At 63.3% G+C, this 22,233-nt stretch carries 24 protein-coding genes; 2 read left to right on the top strand and 22 right to left on the bottom strand.

Annotation, left to right across the window (positions count from 1 at the left end):
* Positions 1-51: 51 nt before the first annotated feature.
* The 12 genes from LOY53_RS07395 to LOY53_RS07340 all read right to left on the bottom strand — a co-directional run bounded on the left by LOY53_RS07395 (position 52) and on the right by LOY53_RS07340 (position 9,944).
* Positions 52-837 carry a TatD family hydrolase gene (locus LOY53_RS07395; RefSeq protein ID WP_258703803.1) on the bottom strand — a complete coding sequence of 262 codons (786 nt, stop codon included), beginning with the start codon at positions 835-837 and terminating at the stop codon, positions 52-54.
* A 31-nt stretch (positions 838-868) separates the two neighbouring features.
* Positions 869-1,855 carry a DNA polymerase III subunit delta' gene (locus LOY53_RS07390; protein WP_258703802.1) on the bottom strand — a complete coding sequence of 329 codons (987 nt, stop codon included), beginning with the start codon at positions 1,853-1,855 and terminating at the stop codon, positions 869-871.
* Positions 1,848-2,480 (bottom strand): dTMP kinase, encoded by a 633-nt coding sequence (gene tmk / locus LOY53_RS07385; protein ID WP_258703801.1) that lies wholly within the window; start codon positions 2,478-2,480, stop codon positions 1,848-1,850. The genes LOY53_RS07390 and tmk overlap by 8 nt, the downstream gene beginning before the upstream one ends.
* A 9-nt stretch (positions 2,481-2,489) precedes the next feature.
* Positions 2,490-3,692 (bottom strand): endolytic transglycosylase MltG, encoded by a 1,203-nt coding sequence (mltG, locus tag LOY53_RS07380; RefSeq protein WP_252827121.1) that lies wholly within the window; start codon positions 3,690-3,692, stop codon positions 2,490-2,492.
* 4 nt (positions 3,693-3,696) lie between these two features.
* On the bottom strand, positions 3,697-4,512 hold the full coding sequence (pabC, locus tag LOY53_RS07375; protein WP_258703800.1) for an aminodeoxychorismate lyase: 816 nt from the start codon (positions 4,510-4,512) through the stop codon (positions 3,697-3,699).
* Positions 4,512-5,756, bottom strand: coding sequence for a beta-ketoacyl-ACP synthase II (gene fabF / locus LOY53_RS07370; protein ID WP_027596081.1), 1,245 nt, complete (start codon positions 5,754-5,756; stop codon positions 4,512-4,514). Before fabF ends, pabC begins: the two co-directional genes overlap by 1 nt.
* 188 nt (positions 5,757-5,944) lie before the next feature.
* The gene (acpP, locus tag LOY53_RS07365; RefSeq protein ID WP_008096410.1) at positions 5,945-6,181 is read right to left on the bottom strand and encodes an acyl carrier protein; all 237 of its coding nucleotides are present in this window, start codon (positions 6,179-6,181) and stop codon (positions 5,945-5,947) included.
* Positions 6,182-6,385: 204 nt separating this feature from the next.
* Positions 6,386-7,126: a 3-oxoacyl-ACP reductase FabG gene (fabG, locus tag LOY53_RS07360; protein WP_252827119.1), complete on the bottom strand. Its 741-nt coding sequence runs from the start codon at positions 7,124-7,126 to the stop codon at positions 6,386-6,388.
* Positions 7,127-7,141: 15 nt separating this feature from the next.
* A complete protein-coding gene (gene fabD / locus LOY53_RS07355; protein WP_252827118.1) occupies positions 7,142-8,080 on the bottom strand; it encodes an ACP S-malonyltransferase in 939 nt (312 codons plus the stop codon).
* Between the two features lie 126 nt (positions 8,081-8,206).
* On the bottom strand, positions 8,207-9,217 hold the full coding sequence (plsX, locus tag LOY53_RS07350; protein ID WP_099430112.1) for a phosphate acyltransferase PlsX: 1,011 nt from the start codon (positions 9,215-9,217) through the stop codon (positions 8,207-8,209).
* 3 nt (positions 9,218-9,220) lie between these two features.
* Entirely contained in the window at positions 9,221-9,403 is a 183-nt protein-coding gene (gene rpmF, locus LOY53_RS07345) for a 50S ribosomal protein L32 (protein WP_003247154.1), read from the bottom strand.
* Between the two features lie 13 nt (positions 9,404-9,416).
* Positions 9,417-9,944, bottom strand: coding sequence for a YceD family protein (locus LOY53_RS07340; protein WP_252827117.1), 528 nt, complete (start codon positions 9,942-9,944; stop codon positions 9,417-9,419).
* Positions 9,945-10,040: 96 nt separating this feature from the next.
* Here LOY53_RS07340 and LOY53_RS07335 point away from each other — a divergent pair, with 96 nt between their 5' ends.
* A complete protein-coding gene (locus tag LOY53_RS07335) occupies positions 10,041-10,619 on the top strand; it encodes a nucleoside triphosphate pyrophosphatase (RefSeq protein WP_252827116.1) in 579 nt (192 codons plus the stop codon).
* Positions 10,620-10,776: 157 nt separating this feature from the next.
* Here LOY53_RS07335 and sppA read toward each other — a convergent pair whose 3' ends face one another.
* From sppA to rluC, 3 genes are read right to left on the bottom strand one after another with little or no spacing between them, the layout of a single operon-like run.
* On the bottom strand, positions 10,777-11,766 hold the full coding sequence (gene sppA, locus LOY53_RS07330; RefSeq protein ID WP_252827115.1) for a signal peptide peptidase SppA: 990 nt from the start codon (positions 11,764-11,766) through the stop codon (positions 10,777-10,779).
* A 23-nt stretch (positions 11,767-11,789) separates the two neighbouring features.
* On the bottom strand, positions 11,790-12,449 hold the full coding sequence (locus LOY53_RS07325; protein WP_258703799.1) for an HAD family hydrolase: 660 nt from the start codon (positions 12,447-12,449) through the stop codon (positions 11,790-11,792).
* A gap of 3 nt (positions 12,450-12,452) precedes the next feature.
* Positions 12,453-13,409 carry a 23S rRNA pseudouridine(955/2504/2580) synthase RluC gene (gene rluC / locus LOY53_RS07320; protein WP_252827113.1) on the bottom strand — a complete coding sequence of 319 codons (957 nt, stop codon included), beginning with the start codon at positions 13,407-13,409 and terminating at the stop codon, positions 12,453-12,455.
* An 801-nt stretch (positions 13,410-14,210) separates the two neighbouring features.
* On the opposite strand from rluC, the gene rne reads away from it, so the two are divergent.
* The gene (gene rne / locus LOY53_RS07315; protein ID WP_258703798.1) at positions 14,211-17,420 is read left to right on the top strand and encodes a ribonuclease E; all 3,210 of its coding nucleotides are present in this window, start codon (positions 14,211-14,213) and stop codon (positions 17,418-17,420) included.
* A 191-nt stretch (positions 17,421-17,611) separates the two neighbouring features.
* Here the strand turns inward: rne and murB are convergent, their stop codons facing one another.
* From murB to LOY53_RS07280, 7 genes are read right to left on the bottom strand one after another with little or no spacing between them, the layout of a single operon-like run.
* Complete coding sequence (gene murB / locus LOY53_RS07310; RefSeq protein ID WP_258703797.1) at positions 17,612-18,631, bottom strand: UDP-N-acetylmuramate dehydrogenase; 1,020 nt, start codon at positions 18,629-18,631, stop codon at positions 17,612-17,614.
* Positions 18,628-19,092, bottom strand: a complete 465-nt coding sequence (locus tag LOY53_RS07305; protein WP_258703796.1) for a low molecular weight protein-tyrosine-phosphatase — start codon at positions 19,090-19,092, stop codon at positions 18,628-18,630. Before LOY53_RS07305 ends, murB begins: the two co-directional genes overlap by 4 nt.
* On the bottom strand, positions 19,092-19,856 hold the full coding sequence (gene kdsB, locus LOY53_RS07300) for a 3-deoxy-manno-octulosonate cytidylyltransferase (protein WP_099453299.1): 765 nt from the start codon (positions 19,854-19,856) through the stop codon (positions 19,092-19,094). Before kdsB ends, LOY53_RS07305 begins: the two co-directional genes overlap by 1 nt.
* Positions 19,853-20,038 (bottom strand): Trm112 family protein, encoded by a 186-nt coding sequence (locus tag LOY53_RS07295; protein WP_003247142.1) that lies wholly within the window; start codon positions 20,036-20,038, stop codon positions 19,853-19,855. Before LOY53_RS07295 ends, kdsB begins: the two co-directional genes overlap by 4 nt.
* A 43-nt stretch (positions 20,039-20,081) precedes the next feature.
* On the bottom strand, positions 20,082-21,092 hold the full coding sequence (gene lpxK, locus LOY53_RS07290) for a tetraacyldisaccharide 4'-kinase (protein WP_252827109.1): 1,011 nt from the start codon (positions 21,090-21,092) through the stop codon (positions 20,082-20,084).
* Positions 21,092-21,526, bottom strand: a complete 435-nt coding sequence (locus LOY53_RS07285) for a biopolymer transporter ExbD (RefSeq protein ID WP_027596067.1) — start codon at positions 21,524-21,526, stop codon at positions 21,092-21,094. Before LOY53_RS07285 ends, lpxK begins: the two co-directional genes overlap by 1 nt.
* Entirely contained in the window at positions 21,523-22,158 is a 636-nt protein-coding gene (locus tag LOY53_RS07280; protein WP_027596066.1) for a MotA/TolQ/ExbB proton channel family protein, read from the bottom strand. The genes LOY53_RS07285 and LOY53_RS07280 overlap by 4 nt, the downstream gene beginning before the upstream one ends.
* Positions 22,159-22,233 lie beyond the last annotated feature (75 nt).

Genomic DNA, 22,233 nt, shown 5'->3' with positions numbered 1-22,233 from the left:
TCTTAACCCGGATTCCCTCCCCCAGAACCCGGGTTTTTTTTGCCTGTCGCGCTACCCGGCCACGCGAGCCAGCGGGAACAACCGCTTGAAGTTGGCGGTGGTCTGCTCCGCCAACTGCTCATAACTAGCCCCTCGCAACGAGGCGACGTATTCGGCCACCTCACGCACATACTGCGGCAGGTTAGGCTTGCCCCGGTGCGGAATCGGTGCCAGGTACGGCGAGTCGGTCTCCACCAGCAAGCGGTCGACAGGCACTTGGCGCGCCACTTCACGCAAGGCATCGGCATTGCGGAAGGTGACGATGCCCGACAACGAGATGTAGTAACCCAGGTCCAGCGCCGCCTTGGCCATGTCCCAGTCTTCGGTGAAGCAGTGCAGCACACCGGCCTGGGGCAAGTTCGCCTCGCGCAGCAGCGCCAGGGTGTCAGCCCGCGCAGCACGGGTATGCACGATCACCGGCTTGCCGGTCTGGCGCGAGGCCTCCAGGTGCAGGCGAAACGATGCCTGCTGCAACTCGGCGGCTTCCGGCTCGTAGTGGTAGTCCAGGCCGGTTTCACCGATCGCCACCACATGCGGATGCGCCAACTCACGCAACAGCCACTCCAGGGCCGGGGTTTCGCCCGGTGCCAGGTCGAGCGGGTGCACCCCCACCGAACAATCGACATCGGCGTACCGCTCACTCAGCGCTTTGACCGCACCAGCGTTCTCGGCGCTGACGCCAATGCACAGGAAGTGCCCCACCCCGCGTTCACGTGCAGCCTGCAGGGCGGCATCGAGGGAGCCCTGGTGGGCGCTCAGGTCAAGACGGTCAAGGTGGCAATGGGAATCTACGAGCATGGGATAACGGCACACATGAAAAAAGGGAAAGTCAGCGGGCGCCTGGCAACTGCTGCCAGTGCGCCAGCAGCGCTTCGAGCAGCAGGGCGCGGTTCAGGTTAGCCTTGCCCAGCACCTTCTGGCGCTGTTCCAGGATCCACGCCTGCACCTGAAGCACGTTGGCCTGGCGGCTTTTTTGCGCCAGGTACTGCACAACCTTGCGCATATCGGCCAAGCCTAACCCTTCTTCGTCCTGGGTCAACTGATAGCGCAGGATCAGGTGCGACCAGTCGCAGAACCAGTCGAACAACAGCAACAACGGCACGCCATTCCAAGCCTCTGCCAACTGACTGGGCGATTGCTGCTGCTTGAGCAGTTTCTTCACACCGTCGGTGACCAACGCACGCTGCTCGCGCACGCCCTGCGCCTGCAAGCTCACCGCCATCAATGGCGACCCAGCGGCCAGGGTCAGCAACTCATCGCGCTCCGCTTCATCGCTGTCGGCCAGCGCATGGGCCAGCCAGGCTTGGCTCTGGGCCAGGCTAGGCTGCGGGCAAGCGACCTGCTGGCAACGGCTCTTGATGGTCGGCAACAGGCGGCTGGGCTGGTGCGTGACCAACAGCAGAACGGTGTCGCCGGAGGGCTCTTCAAGGCTTTTGAGCAGGGCGTTGGAGGCATTGATATTCATCGCCTCGACCGGCTCGATCAACACGACTTTGCGCCCACCCAACTGCGCAGTCTGCACCACGAAAGCCACCAACTCACGCACCTGGTCGACCTTGATCGGCTTGTCGACCTCTTCGGGCTCCAGTACATAGTTGTCCGGGTGGCTACCGGCCTTGAGCAGCAAGCAGGACTTACAGCTACCACAGGCATCCAGGCCCTGCGGCTGCTGACACAGCAGGCGCGCCATCAGCCGCTCGGCCAGGGCCCGCTTACCAATGCCCTGCGGCCCATGCAGCAGGTAGGCGTGGGCGTGCTGACTGCGACCGGCCAGCTGCTGCCAGATGGCCTGCTGCCAGGGGTAGGCTTCAGCCACGGCAACGCTCCAGAATACCCGGCAGCAGCGCATCGATGGCGCGCTGCACGGCCTCCAGCGGTTGCGCGGCGTCCAGCAGGCTGTAGCGCTGCGGCTCACGATGGGCACGCTGCAGGTAGGCTTGGCGCACGGCCTCGAAGAAGGCCTGGCCTTCCTGCTCGAAACGGTCAAGGCGGCCACGCGCAGCGGCGCGGGCGAGGCCGACTTCCACGGGCAGGTCGAAGACTAGGGTCAGTTCAGGGCGCAGGTCGCCCTGGACGAATTGCTCCAAGGTGGCGATACGCTCGACGGACAACCCACGCCCCCCCCCCTGATAAGCGTAGGTGGCATCGGTAAACCGGTCACATAACACCACGGCGCCACGGGCCAGCGCAGGGCGGATCACCTGCGCCAGGTGCTGGGCGCGTGCAGCGAACACCAGCAACAGCTCGGTATCGGCCGCCATGGTTTCATCGCTGGGTGCCAGCAACAGTTCACGCACCTTCTCGGCCAGGGGCGTACCGCCCGGCTCACGGGTCAACAGCACATCCAGGCCTTGCTCGCGCAGGCGCGCCGCCAGGTATTCACGGTTGGTGCTTTTGCCCGCGCCTTCGGGGCCTTCCAAGGTAATAAACAAGCCGCTCACAGGCAGTCCTTAATGTTGTTCGTCGGGCGCCGGCGCAGTGGCCGGTGCATCGACGGGGGCAGGGTCGCTGGCCGGGGCTGCATCCTGCGCGGGCGCCTCATCGGGCTCAGGCTGCGCGGTTGGCTGGTCCGCTGCGGGCGCCTCGGGCTCCACGGCCTCCCCCGCTCCCGGCTGGGCCTGCGGAGCCGGGCTGGAGCGGTAATCCGCCCGCCGCTTGAGCTGGAACTCGCGCACCGCCGAGTTGTGATCGTCCAGGTCGTCGGAGAACACGTGGCTGCCATCGCCACGAGCGACGAAATACAAGCTGGTGCCATCGGACGGATTGAGCGCAGCGTGAATCGCCTCGCGGCCGACCATGGCGATGGGCGTCGGCGGCAGGCCGGTAATGGTGTAGGTGTTATAGGGCGTTGGCTCACGCAGGTCGGCACGGGTGATTCTGCCGTTGTAGCGCTCGCCCATGCCATAGATCACTGTCGGGTCGGTCTGCAGCATCATGCCCAGGCGCAAGCGCCGCACGAACACGCCGGCAATCTGCCCACGCTCTTGCGGGATGCCGGTTTCCTTCTCCACCAACGAGGCCATGATCAGCGCCTGGTAGGGGTCGCGATAAGGCAGGTCGGTGGTGCGCTCCGACCACTCTTTGGCCAGCACTTCGTCCAGGCGCATGTAGGCTTGCTGCAACAATTCGATGTCGCTCATGCCACGCACGAAGCGATAGGTGTCCGGGAAGAAGCGGCCTTCAGGGAACACCCCGGTGTGGCCAAGCTTGTCCATGACCTCGGCGTCGGACAGGCCGTCCAGCGTGTGCTTGAGCTTTTCGTGCTTGGCGATCGCCGAGCGTACCTGGCGGAAGGTCCAGCCTTCGACCAGGGTCAGGTTGTACTGCACGACATCGCCCCGGCGCCACGCATCGAATAACTGTTCGACCGTCATGCCCGGGGTCAGGCGGTACTCACCGGTGTGCAGGGGCGTACCGGCCATGTTGAAGCGCCAGTAAAGCCGCAGCCAAAAGGCGTCATCGAGCAACCCCTCGTTCTGCATGCGGTAGAACATGCGGTTGGGGTTGGTGCCATTGGGCACATCGAGCAGGCGCTCCTGCGTCACGTGCAAGGGCTGCTCCAGGACCGAGTTGACCTTCCAGGCCGACCAGCCGAATGCCAGGCCAGCCAGGATCAACCCCATTTCCAGCAGCAGCAGGAATTTGCGTCTCACGAATTCAGGTATCCAGTAACGTACGGGCAACGGCCTGCAGTTTACGGGTGAGTGGGCCTGGCGACCAGTTCAGCGCGGCAATTCCCCGCACAGGCCAAACCCCATAGACACTGTTGCAAACGAATACTTCATCCGCCTGCTGCAGTTCATCGAATGCCAGGTCACGAACCTGGACGGGAATGGCCAGCGCCTGGGCCTGCTGCAACAATGCGGCACGCATCACGCCCGCGACGCCGCATCGGCTGAGGTCTGCGGTCAGTAGCACGCCGTCACGCACCAGGAAAAGATTGCTGTACACCCCTTCGACCACCCTGCCCTGCCCATCTCGCATGAGACCTTCGGCATGCTCGCTGTCCTGCCATTCGGCACGCGCCAGCACCTGCTCCAGGCGATTGAGGTGTTTGAGCCCGGCCAGCAGCGGTTGTTCCCCAAGCCGAGTCTGGCACGGGAACAAACGCACGCCACGCTCGGCATGCTCGACAGGATAGCTGGGCAGCGGGCTGCCCTGAAGGATGCGCCGCGGCGCGGCACCGGCAACCGGGGCATAGCCGCGCTGGCTGTCGCCACGGGTCAGGATGAGTTTGGCGACGCCATCACCGAGCTGGTTGGCGTAACGCAGAAGCTCGTCTTCAACCAACGCCAGGTCGACGTCGATTGCCAGGCGCTGGCAACCCAGCGCCAGGCGTGCGAGGTGGCCCGCCAGCAAACTGGGCCGGCCACCGCGCACGGCGATGGTCTCGAACAGACCATCGCCGTATGCCAGGCCGCGGTTTTGCAGGTTGACTGCATCCTCCGGCTGGCCGTCGACCCAGCTGTGCATCAACCGGCGAACCGGCGGAACACCAGCGAGCCGTTGGTGCCACCAAAGCCGAACGAGTTGGACAGCACCACATCGATCGGCATGCTGCGCGCCTGGTGCGGCACGAAGTCCAGGTCACACCCTTCGTCCGGCTCGTCCAGGTTGATGGTCGGCGGCGCCATCTGGCTGTTGATCGCCAGCACGCTGAAGATCGCTTCCACCGCGCCTGCAGCACCCAGCAGGTGGCCGGTCATCGACTTGGTCGAGCTGACCGCGAGCTTGTAGGCATGCTCACCAAACACACGCTTGATCGCCGCCACTTCGGCGATATCGCCGGCCGGGGTCGAAGTGCCGTGGGCGTTGATGTAGCTGACCTCTTCAGGCTGGATACCCGCATCGCGTAGGGCATTGGCCATACAACGGGCAGCGCCTTCGCCGGTATCGGGTGGCGAGGTCATGTGGTAAGCGTCGCCGCTCATGCCGAAACCGACCAGCTCGGCATAGATGGTCGCGCCACGGGCCTTGGCGTGCTCGAGCTCTTCGAGCACCAGGGCACCGGCACCGTCAGACAGCACGAAACCATCACGGCCTTTGTCCCAAGGACGGCTGGCACGGCTTGGCTCATCATTGCGGGTCGACAGCGCACGCGATGCGCCGAAGCCGCCCATGCCCAAGCCGCAGGCGGCCATTTCGGCGCCACCGGCGATCATCACGTCGGCTTCGCCGTAGGCGATGTTGCGCGCAGCCATGCCGATGCAGTGGGTGCCCGTGGTACAGGCGGTGGCAATGGCGTAGTTCGGGCCCTGCAACCCCAGGTGGATCGACAGGAAACCGGAGATCATGTTGATGATCGAACCCGGCACGAAGAATGGCGAAATACGCCGCGGGCCTTGCTCGTGCAGGGTCCGACTGGTTTCTTCGATGTTGGTCAGACCACCAATGCCCGAGCCCATGGCCACGCCAATGCGCTCACGGTTGCTGTCGTTGACCTCCAGGCCCGCATTACGCACGGCCTGGAACCCGGCCGCCAGGCCGTACTGGATGAACAGGTCAAGTTTGCGGGCCTCTTTGGCCGACAGGTACTGTTCGACCTCAAAGCCTTTCACCGAGCCGCCGAAACGGGTGGAGTAGGCAGACAGATCCGTATGTTCGATCGGACCGATGCCACTGCGGCCAGCCAGAATGCCCTGCCAGGTGCTCGGTACATCGGTACCCAGTGGCGACAGCATACCCATACCGGTGACCACGACGCGTCTACGCGACACAGTACTCTCCTTTTCTAATAACAGAGTCTCTTGGCATTGCATTCATGCGATGGAATGAAATGACAACAGGCTCTCGGTGCGCGGTGAACGATACCCTTGAGCTAAAGGCAGGGGGCTCGCAAAGAAAAAACCGCACGCCAGCAATGGCAGTGCGGTTTTTCCCGACAAGAAGCGTCGACTACTGCGTCTTAGGCCTTGTGGCTGTTGACGTAGTCGATAGCGGCTTGAACGGTAGTGATCTTCTCGGCTTCTTCGTCAGGAATCTCGGTCTCGAATTCCTCTTCCAGAGCCATCACCAGCTCAACGGTGTCAAGCGAATCGGCACCCAGGTCATCGACGAAGGACTTCTCGTTGGTCACTTCCTCTTCCTTGACGCCCAGTTGCTCGGCGACGATTTTCTTGACGCGTTCTTCGATGGTGCTCATACCTAGTTTTCACTCCTAATGGACATATGTCAGGCAGCTGGCCGGTGACCAATTTTATAGAAAGACGTTCGCTTTTCAAGCTAAACGCACCTTCGGATTAGTCACCGCACCCGCTGCCTGGAATCTGGTTGCAGCTTTATAACGGATTTTAGGCTCGCAGTATGACTCTTTTTTTACGAAATCCGTCACATTGAGTTGCAGTTGTTACATGTACATCCCGCCGTTGACCGGCACCGTAGCGCCGGTTACATAGGCTGCGCCGTCGGAGGCCAGGAAGGAAACCACCTTGGCGATTTCCTCGGCCTGGCCCAGGCGGCCCAGCGGAATCTGGGTCTGCAGGGCTTCGCGCTGCGCTTCTGGCAGCTCGCGAGTCATGTCGGTGTCGATGAAGCCCGGGGTCACCGAGTTGACGGTGATACCACGCGAGCCCACTTCACGCGCCAGGGCGCGGCTGAAGCCTTCGAGGCCGGCCTTGGCCGCCGCGTAGTTGGCCTGACCAGCGTTACCCATGGCACCGACAACCGAGCCGATGCTGATGATACGACCCCAACGCGCCTTGGTCATGCCGCGCAGCACGCCCTTGGACAGACGGTAGAGACTGTTCAGGTTGGTGTCGATCACATCGAACCACTCGTCGTCCTTCATGCGCAGCATGAGGTTGTCGCGGGTGATGCCGGCGTTATTGACCAGGATGGTCGGCGCACCAAACTGTGCGCTGATGGCACCCAGCACCGCTTCGATGGACTCGGCGCTGGTCACATTCAGCTCCATGCCGGTGCCGGCGATGCCGTGCTCTTTGAGGGTGGCGGCAATGCGCTCGGCGCCGGAAGCCGACGTGGCGGTGCCGATCACGGTCGCGCCCTGGCGGCCCAGTTCGAGGGCAATGGCCTGGCCGATGCCACGGCTGGCGCCAGTGACCAGTGCAACTTTACCTTGCAGGCTCATGCAAGCTTCTCCAATTCAGGCCAGCGCCGCACGGGTGGCGGCGACGGCGTCAGGGGTATTGAGGTTGTAGGTGGTGACACCGTCGGCGCAACGCTTGTTGAGGCCGGCGAGGACTTTGCCCGGGCCGCACTCGACCAGGTTGACCGCGCCATTGGCGGCCAGGGTCTGCACGCACTCGACCCAGCGCACGGGCTGGTAAAGCTGGGCCAGCAGGTCATGCTTGAGCGCATCGAGGTCGGCGGCGATAGCGGCGGTGACATTCTGCACCACTGGGATCTGCGGAGCCGTCCATTCAATGGCGTTGACCGATTCGGCAAAACGCTCGGCAGCCGGCTTCATCAAGGCGCAGTGCGACGGCACGCTGACCGCCAGCGGCAGGGCGCGCTTGGCACCGGCCTCTTTGCACAGCGCCATGGCACGGTCCACGGCAGCCTTGTTGCCCGCGATCACGACCTGGCCTGGCGAGTTGAAGTTCACCGCGCTGACCACTTCATCTTCGGCGGCCTTGGCACAGATATCGACCACTACGGCGTCGTCCAGGCCGAGAATCGCGGCCATGGCGCCGTGACCGGCAGGCACGGCCTCCTGCATCAGTTCGCCACGGCGCTTGACCAGCTTCACTGCATCTTTGAGCGACAGGCTGCCAGCGGCAACCAGGGCACTGTATTCACCCAAGCTGTGGCCGGAAACGAACGCCGGCTGCGCGCCGCCCTCTTCCAGCCACAGGCGCCACAGGGCGATCGAGGCAGTGAGGATGGCCGGCTGGGTCTTGTCGGTTTGGTTGAGTTGTTCTTCCGGGCCTTCCTGGACCAGCTTCCACAGGTCATAGCCCAGAGCCTCGGAGGCCTCCTTGAAGGTCTCAACGATCACCGGCTTTTCGGCGCCCAATTCTTTGAGCATGCCGAGCGACTGGGAACCTTGACCGGGAAAGACGAATGCGAGGGATGCAGACATTGAACAAGCCCTTATGATCTTGTCGTCGGATAGGGTGCGCCGGGCATCAGCCTGACGCGGAATCTGAAAACTTGGATGGAGACGCGGACCAAGCGGTCACATTTAAGCACTTCATCGGCGAATTGCCTAAGGCAACAGGTCTTCAAGGCGGCCATGCAGCCGCTGCGGCAGGTTTTCCTGAATCTCGATCAGCGCCCGCTGAATCGCACTCTGAAAGCCCTGCACCCCCGCCGAACCGTGACTCTTGATGACGATCCCCTGCAAACCCAGGAAACTCGCACCGTTGTGCCGCGCCGGCGCCAGGTCGGCCTGCAGGCGTTTGAGCAATGGCATGGCCAGCGCGCCGGCGGCGCGCGACAACACGCCACCCTTGAACAGCTTCTCGATGCGCGCAGCGATCATCGTCGCCAGGCCCTCGCTGGATTTGAGCAGGATGTTGCCGACAAAACCGTCACACACCACCACGTCAGCCTCGCCGCGGTACAGGCCATCCCCTTCGACGAAGCCTACATAGTTGAGCCCACGGGCGTTCTGCAGCAAGGTGGCCGCCAGCTTGACCTGCTGGTTGCCTTTGATGTCCTCGGTGCCGATGTTCAACAGCGCCACGCGCGGCCGATGCACGCCCAGCGCCTGGGCAGCCACCGAGCCCATCACGGCGAACTGGAAGAGGTTCTCGGCACTGCAATCGACATTGGCACCCAAGTCGAGCAACTGACAGTACCCCGCCTGGGTCGGGATGGCCGCCACCATGGCCGGCCGATCGATACCCGGCAGGGTCTTGAGCACGAAACGCGACAACGCCATCAGCGCCCCGGTGTTGCCGGCACTCACGCAGGCCTGAGCCTTGCCGTCACGCACCAGTTCGAGCGCAATGCGCATCGACGAATCCGGTTTGCCACGCAACGCCTGGGATGGCCGCTCGTCCATGCCAATCACCTCGCTGGCCGCGACAATCTGCAGGCGCGCGCGATCCGCCGCCGCAAGGCCGCTGACAAGATCTTCAAGGAGGGAGGGTTGACCGACGAGGGTCAGGTGCAGCGAGGGAGTAGCCGAAAGGCAGGCAATGCTAGCCTGGACAATGCTGCGGGGACCGAAGTCCCCGCCCATTGCGTCGATCGCGATGATCTGAGCGGACAAGGATTACTCGTCAGCGCCCTTGTCGACCACTTTGCGACCACGGTATACGCCTTCTGGCGATACGTGGTGGCGCAGGTGAACTTCACCGGTGGTTTTCTCTACCGACAGCGCGTTTTCCGACAGAGCGTCGTGCGAACGGCGCATGTCACGGGCAGAGCGGGATTTTTTGTTCTGCTGAACAGCCATAATTGATTAACTCCTAAACGTTTGGGTCACGCTTTAACTGCGCCAAAACACTGAACGGGTTGGACCGCGATACCTCGTCCTTGCTCGAATCGGGCTCGTCTGCGCCCGCCGGCTGCTGGCATTCTTCCGGATGATGAGCAGGCACGATTGGCAAGGCGAGCAGAAGCTCCTCCTCGACCAGCGCCTGCAGATCCAATGGATCTTCGCCCAGTTCCAGCACGTCATAGCCTTTCGGCAACGACTGGGTATTCGCACCCTCCTTCACCACGGCGTAAGTACATTCGCTGTGGATCGGCAGGGTGACCAGCTCAAGACAACGCTGGCAAACCATCTTGACCTCGACGTCGAGCTCGCTGTGGATAACCACCACGTGCTGTTCATCTCGTTCAAAATTTAACTTCGCCTGCACCGTACCGACATTGTCGGAAAGCGGGTCGCAGAGTCTTTCCAAATCAGCGAGTTGCAGCGAACCTTCAAGGGTTACGCCACGATCGGCTAATTTGCGCGGGTCAACGTGAGGTGGAATCGGGTCATTCAACATAGGCGCAGCATTCTAGGGATGCCCCCCGCACCTGTCAAAGGAAATTAGGCGGCATGTTGCATGTTAGAATTTGGTTCAACTGACCAGGAGTCTACCATGCTTCCCTTATTACTGGCTTCCAGCTCCCCTTATCGACGCGAACTGCTCGCCCGCCTGCGCCTGCCATTTACCTGCGTAAGCCCCGATATAGACGAGCAGCGACTGGGTGACGAGCCTGCCGTGGAGCTGGTACGGCGCCTGGCCAGGCAAAAAGCAGAGGCATTGGCGGGCAGCCACCCTGGGCACCTGATCATCGGCTCTGATCAGGTCGCCGTGCTGGGTGAACAGATCCTGGGCAAGCCACACACCTTCGCCCGCGCCTGCGAGCAGCTGCTGGAGGCGAGCGGGCAGCAGGTGACCTTTCTGACCGGGCTGGCACTGCTGAACAGCGCCACAGGGCACTGCCAGGTCGATTGCGTGCCCTTTACCGTCACTATGCGTGAACTGGGCCGCAAACAGGTCGAGCGCTATGTGACGGCAGAACAGCCGCTAGATTGCGCCGGGAGCTTCAAGGCGGAGGGACTGGGGGTGAGCCTGTTCCAAAGCACGCACGGGTGCGATGCGACCAGCCTGGTGGGGCTGCCGCTGATTCGGCTGGTGGATATGCTGATGAAGGAAGGGGTGGAGATACCTTAGGCTCAACATTTGTGGCGCTTATGAGGTCGAGCGCCGCCCGCGCGGCGCTTCGCAGCACAAGGCTGCTCCTACAGTTGTTTCGGGCCAATTATTCCTGGGGCACCGGCGCGCGGGCGGCGCTTGATCTCACAGGCACCGAAACTGCGACGGCGAACCCTCAACGCAACGACGGCCCCTGGAACCCCATATACATCGCCAGATGCTCCGCCACACTGGCACCCAGCCGCTTCGAGAAACGATCAAACGGCGATTCCTCGACCGTGAAATCCACCAACTCCTTCTCGCCGACAACCTCCCGCGCGACATAGCTGGCACTGCCCAGGCCATCCACCAGACCCAGCGCTTTGGCCTGCTCGCCGGTCCAGATCAGGCCACTGAACAGCTCCGGGTGCTCTTTGTCTTTCAGGCGGTCACCCCGCCCCTGCTTGACCATGGCGATGAACTGCTGGTGCGTGGTGTTCAGCACACCCTGCCAGAACGCCCGTTCTTCCGGCTTCTCTGGCGAGAACGGATCCAGGAAGGCCTTGTGCTCGCCTGCAGTGTACGTGCGTCGCTCGACCCCGAGCTTCTCCATCGACCCGACAAACCCGTAACCCGCTGCCGTCACCCCGATGGAGCCAACCAGGCTAGCCTTGTCGGCGTAGATCTCGTCCGCCGCACTGGCAATGTAGTAAGCACCAGAAGCGCCCAAGTCGGTAATTACCGCATACAGCTTGATGGCCGGGTACTCGGCACGCAGGCGACGAATTTCGTCATAGACATAACCCGCCTGCACCGGGCTGCCACCTGGGCTGTTGATGCGCAGCACCACCGCCTTGGTCTTGGCGTCCTTGAACGCCTCACGCAGGCTCTTGACGAGGTTATCGGCACTGGCAGCCTCCTGGTCGGCGATCACGCCTCGCACTTCGATCAGCGCTGTATGGCTGGCACTGCGCGAAGCCGCCTTGTCCATGTCCATCAGCGGCGTGAACAGCACCAACATGCCGAACAGGTAGACAAAGGTCAGCAGCTTGAAGAAGATCCCCCAGCGCCGCGCGCGACGCTGCTCCTGGACGCCCGCCAGCAGGGTCTTTTCCAACAGCTTCCAACTCTTGCGCTCTTCGCGCTCCTCGGGTTCGGACTCAGGGGCTTTCCATTCGTCTGCCATGCTTACCTGCCTTGGGCGTGAAATTACGCGGAACGGCCCAGCCACTCACGCAACTGGGAAAAATGATCGATGCACAGCTGCGGGCCGAATTCGGCCAATGACTGCAACGACATCGCGCCATACCCGACAGCCACCGAATGCATACCAGCATTGCTGGCCATCTGCAGGTCGAACGCCGAATCGCCGACCATCAGCGCACCTCCTGGTTCGACACCACAATGGCCGAGAATTTCCTCGAGCATCAGCGGGTGCGGCTTGCCACGGGTCTCGTCAGCAGCACGGGTGATGTCGAAGAACTGCTCCCAACCATTGGCCTTGAGCACCCGATCCAGGCCGCGACGCGCCTTGCCGGTCGCCACCGCCAAGCGGTAACCCTCTGCACGGAAGGCATCCAGCGATTCGACCACGCCCTCGAACAACGGCGAGGGCTGCTGGTCGAGCGCCATGTAGATGTCGGCATAGTGCTGCCGGAAGCGTTCCAGGGCTGCCGGCGTCAGGTGCGGGTACAAGGTATGGATCGCCTCCCCCAGGGCCAGACCGATGATGCCCTTGACCGCCTCTTCGTGGCTTGGCGCCTCACCGGCACGCTCGGCGGCGGCATTCATGGCCTCGACGATGCGGCCAATGGAATCGGCCAGGGTGCCATCCCAGTCGAATATCAGCAGTTCATACGGCTTTTTCATCGCTCAGGACACACTCAAACGCTCAACCGTCTTAGCCCATACCTCATCCACCGGCGCCTCGAGCTTGAGCTCACCGCCGTCAGGCAGCGGCACGGTCAGGGCGTAGGCATGCAGGAACAAGCGCTTGCCGCCCAGCTCGCGGATTTCGCGACTGAAGTCTTCGTCGCCGTACTTGCTGTCACCCGCGATCATGTGCCCGGCATGCAAGGTGTGCACACGAATCTGGTGGGTGCGACCGGTGATCGGGCGCGCCTCGACAATGGTCGCGAAGTCGCCAAAACGGCGCAGCACACGGAACAGGGTCAGCGCTTCCTTGCCCTCGTCATTGACCTCGACCATACGCTCACCAGAACGCAGGTTGCTCTTGAGCAACGGTGCGTTCACCTGCTTCTTGGCAGTCGGCCAGTGGCCGCGCACCAAGGCCATGTAGCGCTTGTCGACACCGTCGCCACGCAATGCGGCATGCAGGTGGCGCAGCATGCTGCGCTTCTTGGCGATCATCAGCAGGCCGGACGTGTCGCGGTCCAGGCGGTGCACCAGCTCAAGCTCCTTGGCGTCCGGGCGCAGCTGGCGCAGCGCCTCGATCACCCCGAAGCTCAGGCCACTGCCGCCATGCACGGCGATACCGGCCGGCTTGTTCATCACGATCAGCGCTTTGTCTTCATAGACAATCGCCGCTTCCAGACGCTGCAACAGGCCTTGCGCAACCGGCGCAGGCGCATCACGCTCGGGCAAGCGGACGGGTGGTACCCGCACGATATCGCCGGCCTGAATCTTGTACTCAGGCTTGACCCGACCCTTGTTGACCCGCACTTCACCCTTGCGCAGGATGCGGTAGACAAGCGTCTTGGGCACGCCCTTGAGGGCCGTGATGAGGAAATTGTCGATGCGTTGGCCGGCAAGCTCCGGCGCGACTTCGATCAGCTGAACGCCGGAAGTCGGAGGGGTATTGGTCGTCATCAAGGGATCATAACAATTTTTTATGGAATTGAAGCACTTAATCATTGCTGCTATAGTCGCGAACGCCGCCAAAAGCGGCAGGCCAGCGGCACCAGGCTCTTCGCCGGTCCCTGACCTTCGCAATTCTCCAGGACGCGAGGCCGTCCTACGGGGTTTTCGCCAGTTTACCGAATTGCCTGGAATCGCCACCAGCGCTGTGTAGAGAAGACCGAAAAAAAACGACAAGTGCGGTGTTTCACCTGCTTACCCGATTCTTTTCGCTGCACCTCTGCCCGCCTCGTCGCTTCCACGCAACGCACGGCGAATGCTTCGGAAATACCTGCCTTGGACATGAATGGCGCCAGCGCGGAACCCGCGCTGGCGAAAAATGCAACCCGTTGCGGATTCAGCGCGCGGCAGCACCCGAATTATCAGGGATACGTGCAGGGTGGAGATGCACAGCCCTCGGACCGTGTAGCACCGCGTCCGGCCACCGGCCCACTGACATGGGCGGCGAGCGGATAAGGTCCTGAAACAGATGCCTCCGGGCGTCCACGGCTGAAGGTTGATTCCTCCTCCTGACTGAGTGCACTTGGCCCGCTGGGTTGATTCGGATACCTATTCGAAAGCCACAAGGGCCTGGTAGGCACCGCAGCAAACAGGACGCGTCGTCGTGACAACGGCAGGCTGGGCAACCGGCTGGTGCCGAACGTCGCTCGACACGGGGGTGGCCCCGCCACCCTTTGCGCACCTTGGCACCGACCATGAGACGTCGTGTGTGCCGAACGCCGTTTCCGGCAGCCCGGAAACCGACGGTACAACATGAAAAGAATGCTGATTAACGCAACTCAACCCGAAGAGTTGCGTGTAGCCCTGGTGGACGGCCAACGCCTCTACGACCTGGACATCGAGTCCGGCGCCCGTGAGCAGAAAAAGGCCAACATCTACAAAGGCAAGATCACCCGCATCGAACCTAGCCTCGAAGCCGCCTTCGTCGACTTCGGCTCCGAACGTCACGGCTTCCTGCCGCTGAAAGAAATCTCCCGCGAGTACTTCAAGAAGTCCCCCGAAGGCCGCGTCAATATCAAGGACGTCCTCAGCGAAGGCCAGGAAGTCATCGTCCAGGTCGAAAAGGAAGAGCGCGGCAACAAAGGCGCCGCCCTCACCACCTTCATCAGCCTGGCCGGCCGCTACCTGGTGCTGATGCCCAACAACCCACGCGCCGGTGGCATCTCCCGCCGCATCGAAGGCGAAGAGCGCAACGAACTGCGCGAAGCCCTGAACGGCCTGACCGTGCCGGGCGACATGGGCCTGATCGTGCGCACTGCCGGCCTTGGCCGCAGCAGCGAAGAAATGCAATGGGACCTGGACTACCTGCTGCAGCTGTGGACCGCCATCAAGGAAGCCTCCCTTGACCGCGCCGCGCCATTCCTGATCTACCAGGAAAGCAACGTCATCATCCGCGCCATCCGCGACTACCTGCGCCAGGACATCGGCGAAGTGCTGATCGACAGCATGGACGCCCAGGAAGAAGCCCTGACCTTCATCCGCCAGGTGATGCCGCAGTACGCCAGCAAGGTCAAGCTGTACGAAGACAGCGTTCCGCTGTTCAACCGTTTCCAGATCGAGAGCCAGATCGAGACCGCCTTCCAGCGCGTCGTCGACCTGCCGTCCGGCGGTTCGATCGTGATCGACCCGACCGAGGCCCTGGTCTCCATCGACATCAACTCGGCGCGCGCCACCAAAGGCAGCGACATCGAGGAAACCGCCCTGCAGACCAACCTGGAAGCGGCCGAGGAAATCGCCCGCCAACTGCGTCTGCGTGATATCGGCGGCCTGATCGTCATCGACTTCATCGACATGACCCCGGCGAAGAACCAGCGCGCCGTCGAAGAGCGTGTGCGTGAGTGCCTTGAGGCCGACCGCGCCCGCGTTCAGGTTGGCCGCATCTCGCGCTTCGGCCTGCTGGAAATGTCCCGTCAGCGCCTGCGCCCATCGCTGGGCGAAAGCAGCGGCATCGTCTGCCCACGCTGCTCGGGTACCGGCATCATCCGTGACGTCGAGTCGCTGTCGCTGGCCATCCTGCGCCTGATCGAGGAAGAAGCGCTGAAGGACCGCACTGCCGAAGTGCGCGCCCAGGTGCCGATCCCGGTCGCGGCTTTCCTGCTGAACGAGAAACGCAACTCGATCACCAAGATCGAACTGCGCACCCGTGCACGCATCATCATCCTGCCGAACGATCACCTGGAAACCCCGCACTTCGAAGTCCAGCGCCTGCGCGACGACAACCCGGAAGTGCTGAACAACCTGTCCAGCTACGAGATCGCAGCCACCGAAACCGAAGAAGCGCCGCAGCCGACCGCCACCCGCACCCTGGTTCGCCAGGAAGCCGCGGTCAAGACTGCCCCGGCCCGCGCCAATGCGCCGGTGCCGAGCACTGTCGAAGAGCCGCAGCAGCCTGCCGCACCGGCAGCCCCGGCGCCAAGCGCCCCAGAGCCAAGCCTGTTCAAAGGCCTGGTCAAGTCGCTGGTCAGCCTGTTCGCCGGCAAGGACGAACCGGTCGCCGCACCGGCCGTCACTGCCGAAAAACCAGCTGCTGAACGCACCCCGCGCAACGAAGAGCGTCGCAACGGCCGCCAGCAGACCCGCAACCGTAACGGCCGCCGCGATGAAGAGCGCAAGCCACGCGAAGAGCGTGCCGAGCGCGCCCCACGCGAAGAGCGTCAGCCTCGCGAAGAACGCGCACCACGTGAAGAACGTGCCCCGCGTGAAGAACGTGCACCGCGCGAAGAGCGCCAACCACGTCAGCCTCGCGAAGACCGTCGTGGCAACCGCGAAGAACGCCCGGTACGCGAACTGCGCGAGCCGCTGGAAGCCACGCCGGCACCCGCTGCACGTGAAGAGCGCCAGCCACGTGAAGAGCGTGTAGCACGTGAAGAACGCGCCCCACGCGAAGAGCGTGCACCGCGTGAAGAACGCGCACCACGTGAAGAGCGTGCCCCTCGCGAAGAGCGCGCGCCACGTGAAGAACGTGCTCCGCGTGAAGAACGCGCCCCTCGCGAAGAACGTGCCCCACGTGAAGAGCGTGCCCCACGCCCACCACGTGAAGAGCGCCAGCCACGTGCCAGCGAAGAAGCCACCGAGCAGGCTGCAGAGCTTGCCGAAGAGCAACTGCCGAACGAAGAACTTCTGCAAGACGAGCAGGAAGGCGCCGATGGCGAGCGTCCGCGCCGCCGTTCCCGCGGCCAGCGTCGTCGCAGCAACCGTCGCGAGCGTCAGCGCAATGCCAACGGTGAGCTGATCGAAGGCAGCGAAGACGACGGCAGCGAAGAGCAGCCACAACAGCACCAGGCCAGCGAGCTGGGTGCCGAACTGGCTGCCGGCTTGGCCGTGACCGCGGCTGTTGCCAGCAGCAGCATCAGTGCCGATGCCGAAGCTCAAGCCAACCAGCAGGCCGAGCGCGCTACCGCCGAAGTCGCCGAAACCGACACCCGCGAAGTCGCCAAGCCCGCCGAGCAGGTCGAAGCCGTTGCACAGGCCGAGGACGTCGCCATTGCTCCGGTGGTCGAACAACCTGTCAGCGAACCCGTAGTGGTGGAAGCGACCGCCGAACCTGTGGTTGAAGTTGCGCCACAACCGGTCGCGGAAGAAGCCCCTGCGGCCGAACCTGCAGTGGCTGCCGAAGCCCCAGTGGAAGCGGCAGCGGTCGAAGCCGGTGAAATCGAAAAGGCCCCGGCCTTCATCGAACAAGCACCGGCTATCGAAACACCTGCTCCGGTTGTTGAAGCCCAGCCGGAAGTGGTCGTTGAGCCTGCTCCAGTTGCGGTAGAGCCTGCACCGGTCGAAGCACCTGCGGTGGTCGAAACCGCCACTGTAATGCTGCCAAACGGCCGCGCGCCTAACGACCCACGTGAAGTGCGTCGCCGCAAGCGTGAAGCCGAGGCTGCTGCTAAAGCTGCGCAGGAAGCTGCTGCATCGACGCAGGAAACTGCCCTGGAAACCGCTGATGAGCACAAACCTCATCACGGCTGATAGCCAAGGCTGAATGAAAAAGCCCCGCCAGTGCGAACTGGCGGGGCTTTTTCTTGCTTGCCTCTATTTCAGGCCTCAACCCGGATCAGGTAGGAGCAGCCTTGTGCTGCGAAGAGGCCAGTGCAAACACCAAAGATCTACAGTGCTTTCACCGGCCTCTTCGCAGCACAAGACTGCTCCTACAGCACGCCTCAGTACAGGTTAGGCTCCATCTCCAGCTCAACCCCGAATCGCTCGTAGATATCTGCCTGAATCCGCCGCGCCAGGTCATGCAGCTGCGCCCCGCTCGCCTGGCCATAATTGACCAGCACCAACGACTGCAACCGATGCACGCCGGCATCGCCATCGCGATAGCCCTTCCACCCCGCCTGTTCGATCAACCACCCTGCCGCCAGCTTCACCTGGCCATCGGCCTGGAGATAAGCCACGACACCCGGGAACTGCCCCCGGATACGCTCGACAAGCGCGGCAGACACCACAGGGTTCTTGAAAAAGCTCCCGGCATTGCCCAACTCGGCGGGGTCCGGCAACTTCTCGCGGCGAATGCTGCAGATGGCATCACTGATCGCCTGCGCACTCGGCTGCGCTACGCCCTGCTCCACCAAACGCTGGCGCACAGGGCCATAGTCCAGGTGGGCTTGCAGCGTATGGGTCAGCATGAAGCGCACGCGCAAGATCAGCCAGCGCCCAGGGTTACGCTTGAACAGGCTGTCGCGGTAGCCAAAGGCGCATTCTTCCAACCCAAAGTCACGTAGCTCGCCGGTCTGGCGGTCCAGTGCGGTCAAGCCGGCAAACACGTTCTTGATCTCGACGCCATAGGCGCCCACGTTCTGCATGGGTGCAGCGCCCACCGTGCCCGGGATCAGGCTGAGGTTCTCCAACCCGCAAAAACCGTGTGCCAGCGTCCACTGCACGAACGGGTGCCAAGGCTCGCCCGCCTCGGCTTCGACCACAACGTGCTCACCATCATCGCTGACCACGCGGCGGCCACGGCTGGCCATGTGCAGCACCAACGCGTCGACATCACCGGTCAGCAGCAGGTTGCTGCCACCGCCAATGACCAGCACCGGCACGCCTCGGCGGTGCGCTTCGGCCAGCGCCTCACGCACCTCGTCGTCATCATGCACCTGGCTGAAATGCCGGGCCCTGACGTCAATGCCAAAGGTGTTGTAAGGCTTGAGCGAAACGTGCTCCTGCCACAGCGCTGTCATAACCGCCCCTTGATTTCCACGACCAACGCTTCGCACGCGTCCTCGATCAGGTCCAGGACCTGCTCGAAACCATCAGCGCCGCCGTAGTACGGGTCTGGCACTTCATCCAGCTTCGCGCCATAGCGACGCAGGAACAGGTCGAGCTCGCCGGGCGCAGACTGCGGGCGCATGGCTCGCAAATGGCTCAAGTTGCTTTCGTCCATGGCCAGGATCAGGTCGTACTCGGCAAAGTGGGCCACATTGACCTGCTGGGCGCGCTGCTGCGAAAGGTCGTAGCCCCGCGCCATGGCGGCCTTGCAGGTGCGGCTGTCGGGCGCCTTGCCGACGTGCCAGTCACCGGTACCGGCGGACGCCACGTGCACCTGCTCGGCAAGCCCCGCGGCCTGCAACTGATGGCGCAGTACGCCTTCGGCGGTAGGCGAGCGACAGATGTTGCCCAGGCAAACGAACAGGACGCGCATCAAGCCTCCAGCAAGCGCCGAACGCGCTCCAGGTCTTCAGGGGTATCGACGCCCACCGCAGGTGCCTCAAGGGCGTCTTCGACATGAATGCGCACGCCATGCCACAAGGCACGCAATTGCTCCAAGGCTTCGGTTTGCTCGAGCCAGCACGGCCCCCAACCGACGAAGTCCTGAAGGAAGCCCACGCGGTAGGCATACATGCCGATGTGGCGACGATAAGGCACGCCTTCCGGCAGTTGCTCGCGGTTGGCGGCGAAGGCATCACGCGCCCAGGGCAGCGGCGCGCGGCTGAAGCTCAGGGCCAGGCCATTCTTGTCGCAGACCACCTTGACCGCATTGGGGTTGAACACCACCTGTGGCTCGTGGATCGGCTCGGCCAACGTGGCGATACCGGCTTCAGGGTGGGCCGCCAGGTTGGCCGCCACCTGGTCGATGATCACCGGCGGAATCAGCGGCTCGTCGCCCTGCACGTTGACCACGATGGCGTCGGCGGGCAACCCGAGGTGCGCCGCCACTTCGGCCAGGCGGTCGGTACCGGATTCATGGTCGGCGCGGGTCAGCAGCACTTCGGCCCCAAATGCCTGGCAGGCCTCGACGATGCTGGCGTCATCCGTGGCGATGACCACACGGCTGGCCGCGCTCTTGCGCGCCTGTTCCCACACGTGCTGGACCATCGGCTTACCGGCAATCAGCGCCAGCGGCTTGCCCGGCAGGCGCGAAGAGCGCAGGCGGGCGGGGATCACTACCGTGTAGTCCAGGCTCATTTGTCCAGGCGCTCATCGTCGGTCAAGGTACGCGCTTCGCTTTCCAGCATCACCGGGATGCCGTCGCGAATCGGGTAAGCCAGGCCCGCGCCCTTGCTGATCAGCTCGGTCTTGTCGGCGCTGAGCTTGAGCGGGCCCTTGGTGATCGGGCAGGCCAGGATATCGAGCAGTTTGGTGTCCATGAAAGCTTCCTTGAGGCCAGGTGGCCGGAAATTGAAAAGGGGCTCAGGGCGTTCGGTGCCCAGGCAGCAGGCGCTGCAACTGGCTGTCGAACCAGGCGCTGAAGGCAGGCGACGGCTGCGCCTCGACGGCCAGGTACCACCAGTCGTCAGCAGCGAAGGCACGGCATTTGACCGCGTCTTTCTCGGTCATCACCAACGGCAACGGCGGCGTGAACGTCAGCCGCTCGGCGCTGAACTGCGCGTGGTCGGCGAACGGGTGCGGCACCGGCTGCCAGTTTAGCCCTTGCAGGGTATTGAAGAAACGTTGCGGGTTACCGATGCCCGCCACCGCGTGCAGGCGCTGGCCAGCCGGGAACAGATCGAAACCACGCCGCTCACCGCTGCGCACGTTGACCAGTGCCGAGGGCTGCAAGCTAAAGGCAAAGCCGGCTGGTGAGTCGGCGCGGGCACCGTTGAACAGCACCGCGTCGGCTTCTTGCAGGCGCTCGGCCGGCTCGCGCAACGGCCCGGCGGGCAGGCAGCGGCCATTGCCCAGACCACGGGCGGCGTCAATCAACACCAGCTCCAGGTCTCGCGCCAGGCGGTAGTGCTGCATGCCGTCATCGCACAGGACCAGGTCAAGCGGCTCGCTGGCCAGCAGCGCCTGCACCGCGCGCGACCGATCGGGGTCGATCATCAAGGGTACGCCCGTGCGCTGGACGATCAACAGCGGCTCGTCACCGGCTTGGTCGGCAGCCTGGTCGGCCTCAACGCGCCAAGGCAGGTGCGCTGGCCTGGCGCCATAACCGCGGCTGACCACACCGACCTTGAGCCCCTGCCGGCGGCAATGCTCGATCAGCCAGAGGATCATCGGCGTCTTGCCAGTGCCTCCCACGGTAATATTGCCCACCACGATCACCGGCACCGGCGCGCGATAGCTGGGACTTTCGCCGCTGAGAAAACGCGCACGCTTGCGCGTCACCACGCGGCGGTACAGGGCTTCAAGCGGGCGTAGCAGCGCCAGGGCCGGGTGCCCGGCGTACCAGGCGGCGAGCAAACGGTCGGCAAAGGCCATCAAGGCGTCCCCTGGGCTGCCTCGACGGTGGTCATGCGCAGCTGGCTGAACCCGAGCTTGCCGGCCGCATCCATCGCGGTCACCACGGCCTGGTGCGGTGTCTTGCCGTCAGCGCTGATCGCCAGCGGTAACGTGTGATCACCGCCCGACTCACGCTCAATGGCCTCGCTCAAGGTGGCCAGGTCGCTTTTGGGCAGCAGGTTGTTGTTGACCGAATACACGCCCTCGGCACTGATGGTGACTTCCACCAGCTTGCGCTCATCGGCCGGTGGCTGCTCGGCGCTGGCGGCCTCGGGCAGTTCGACGCGCAGTTGCGTCTCGCGGGTGAAGGTGGTGGTGACTACGAAGAACAGCAACAGGACGAACACCACGTCGATCAGCGACGCCAGGTTGATGTCGACGTTCTCCCGCTGGCGATTGCGCCGAAACTTCACGCCTTGCCTCCGGCCACTTCGACTTCACGGTCGCCCTGGATCACTTCCACCAGCTTGATCGCCTCTTGTTCCATGCCGACCACCAGCTCATCGATGCGGCGCAGCAGGAAACGGTGGAAGAACACCGCCGGGATACCGATCATCAAGCCCGCTGCAGTGGTGACCAGGGCCTTGGAAATACCCCCGGCCAATACGGCGGCGTTGGCGGTCATCTGCGAGCCCATGAAGGCGCTGAAAATGTCGATCATGCCCAGCACGGTGCCCAGCAGGCCCAACAACGGGGCCATCGCAGCGATGGTGCCAAGGGTGCTGATGTAGCGCTCCAGCTCGTGGATGACGCGCGATGCGGCCTCCTCGATGCACTCTTTCATGATTTCGCGGCCATGGCGCGAGTTGGCAAGGCCTGCGGCAAGGATTTCGCCCAGCGGCGAATCGGCGCGCAGGGCCTTGAGCTTGTCACTGGTGAGTTGCTTGTCCTTGATCCACATCCAGACCTGGCCCAACAGGTGTGGCGGGGTCACGCGACTGGCGCGCAGGGTCCACAGGCGCTCGACAACGATAGCCATGGCAACGATGGAACTCAGAATGATCGGCAGCATCATCCAACCACCGGACTTGACCAATTCCCACACAGTAAACGCCCCTTCGGAAAAAGGCCGCCACTCTACCATAGGACCGCCGGGGGCTCATCTGCCGAAGGTCAGGGA

The organism is Pseudomonas sp. B21-031 (genome assembly GCF_024748985.1).
GTDB classification, from domain to species: Bacteria; Pseudomonadota; Gammaproteobacteria; order Pseudomonadales; family Pseudomonadaceae; genus Aquipseudomonas; species Aquipseudomonas kermanshahensis.
The sequence above is the reverse complement of the archived record's forward strand: the minus strand, read 5'-3'. Positions and strand labels throughout refer to the sequence as shown.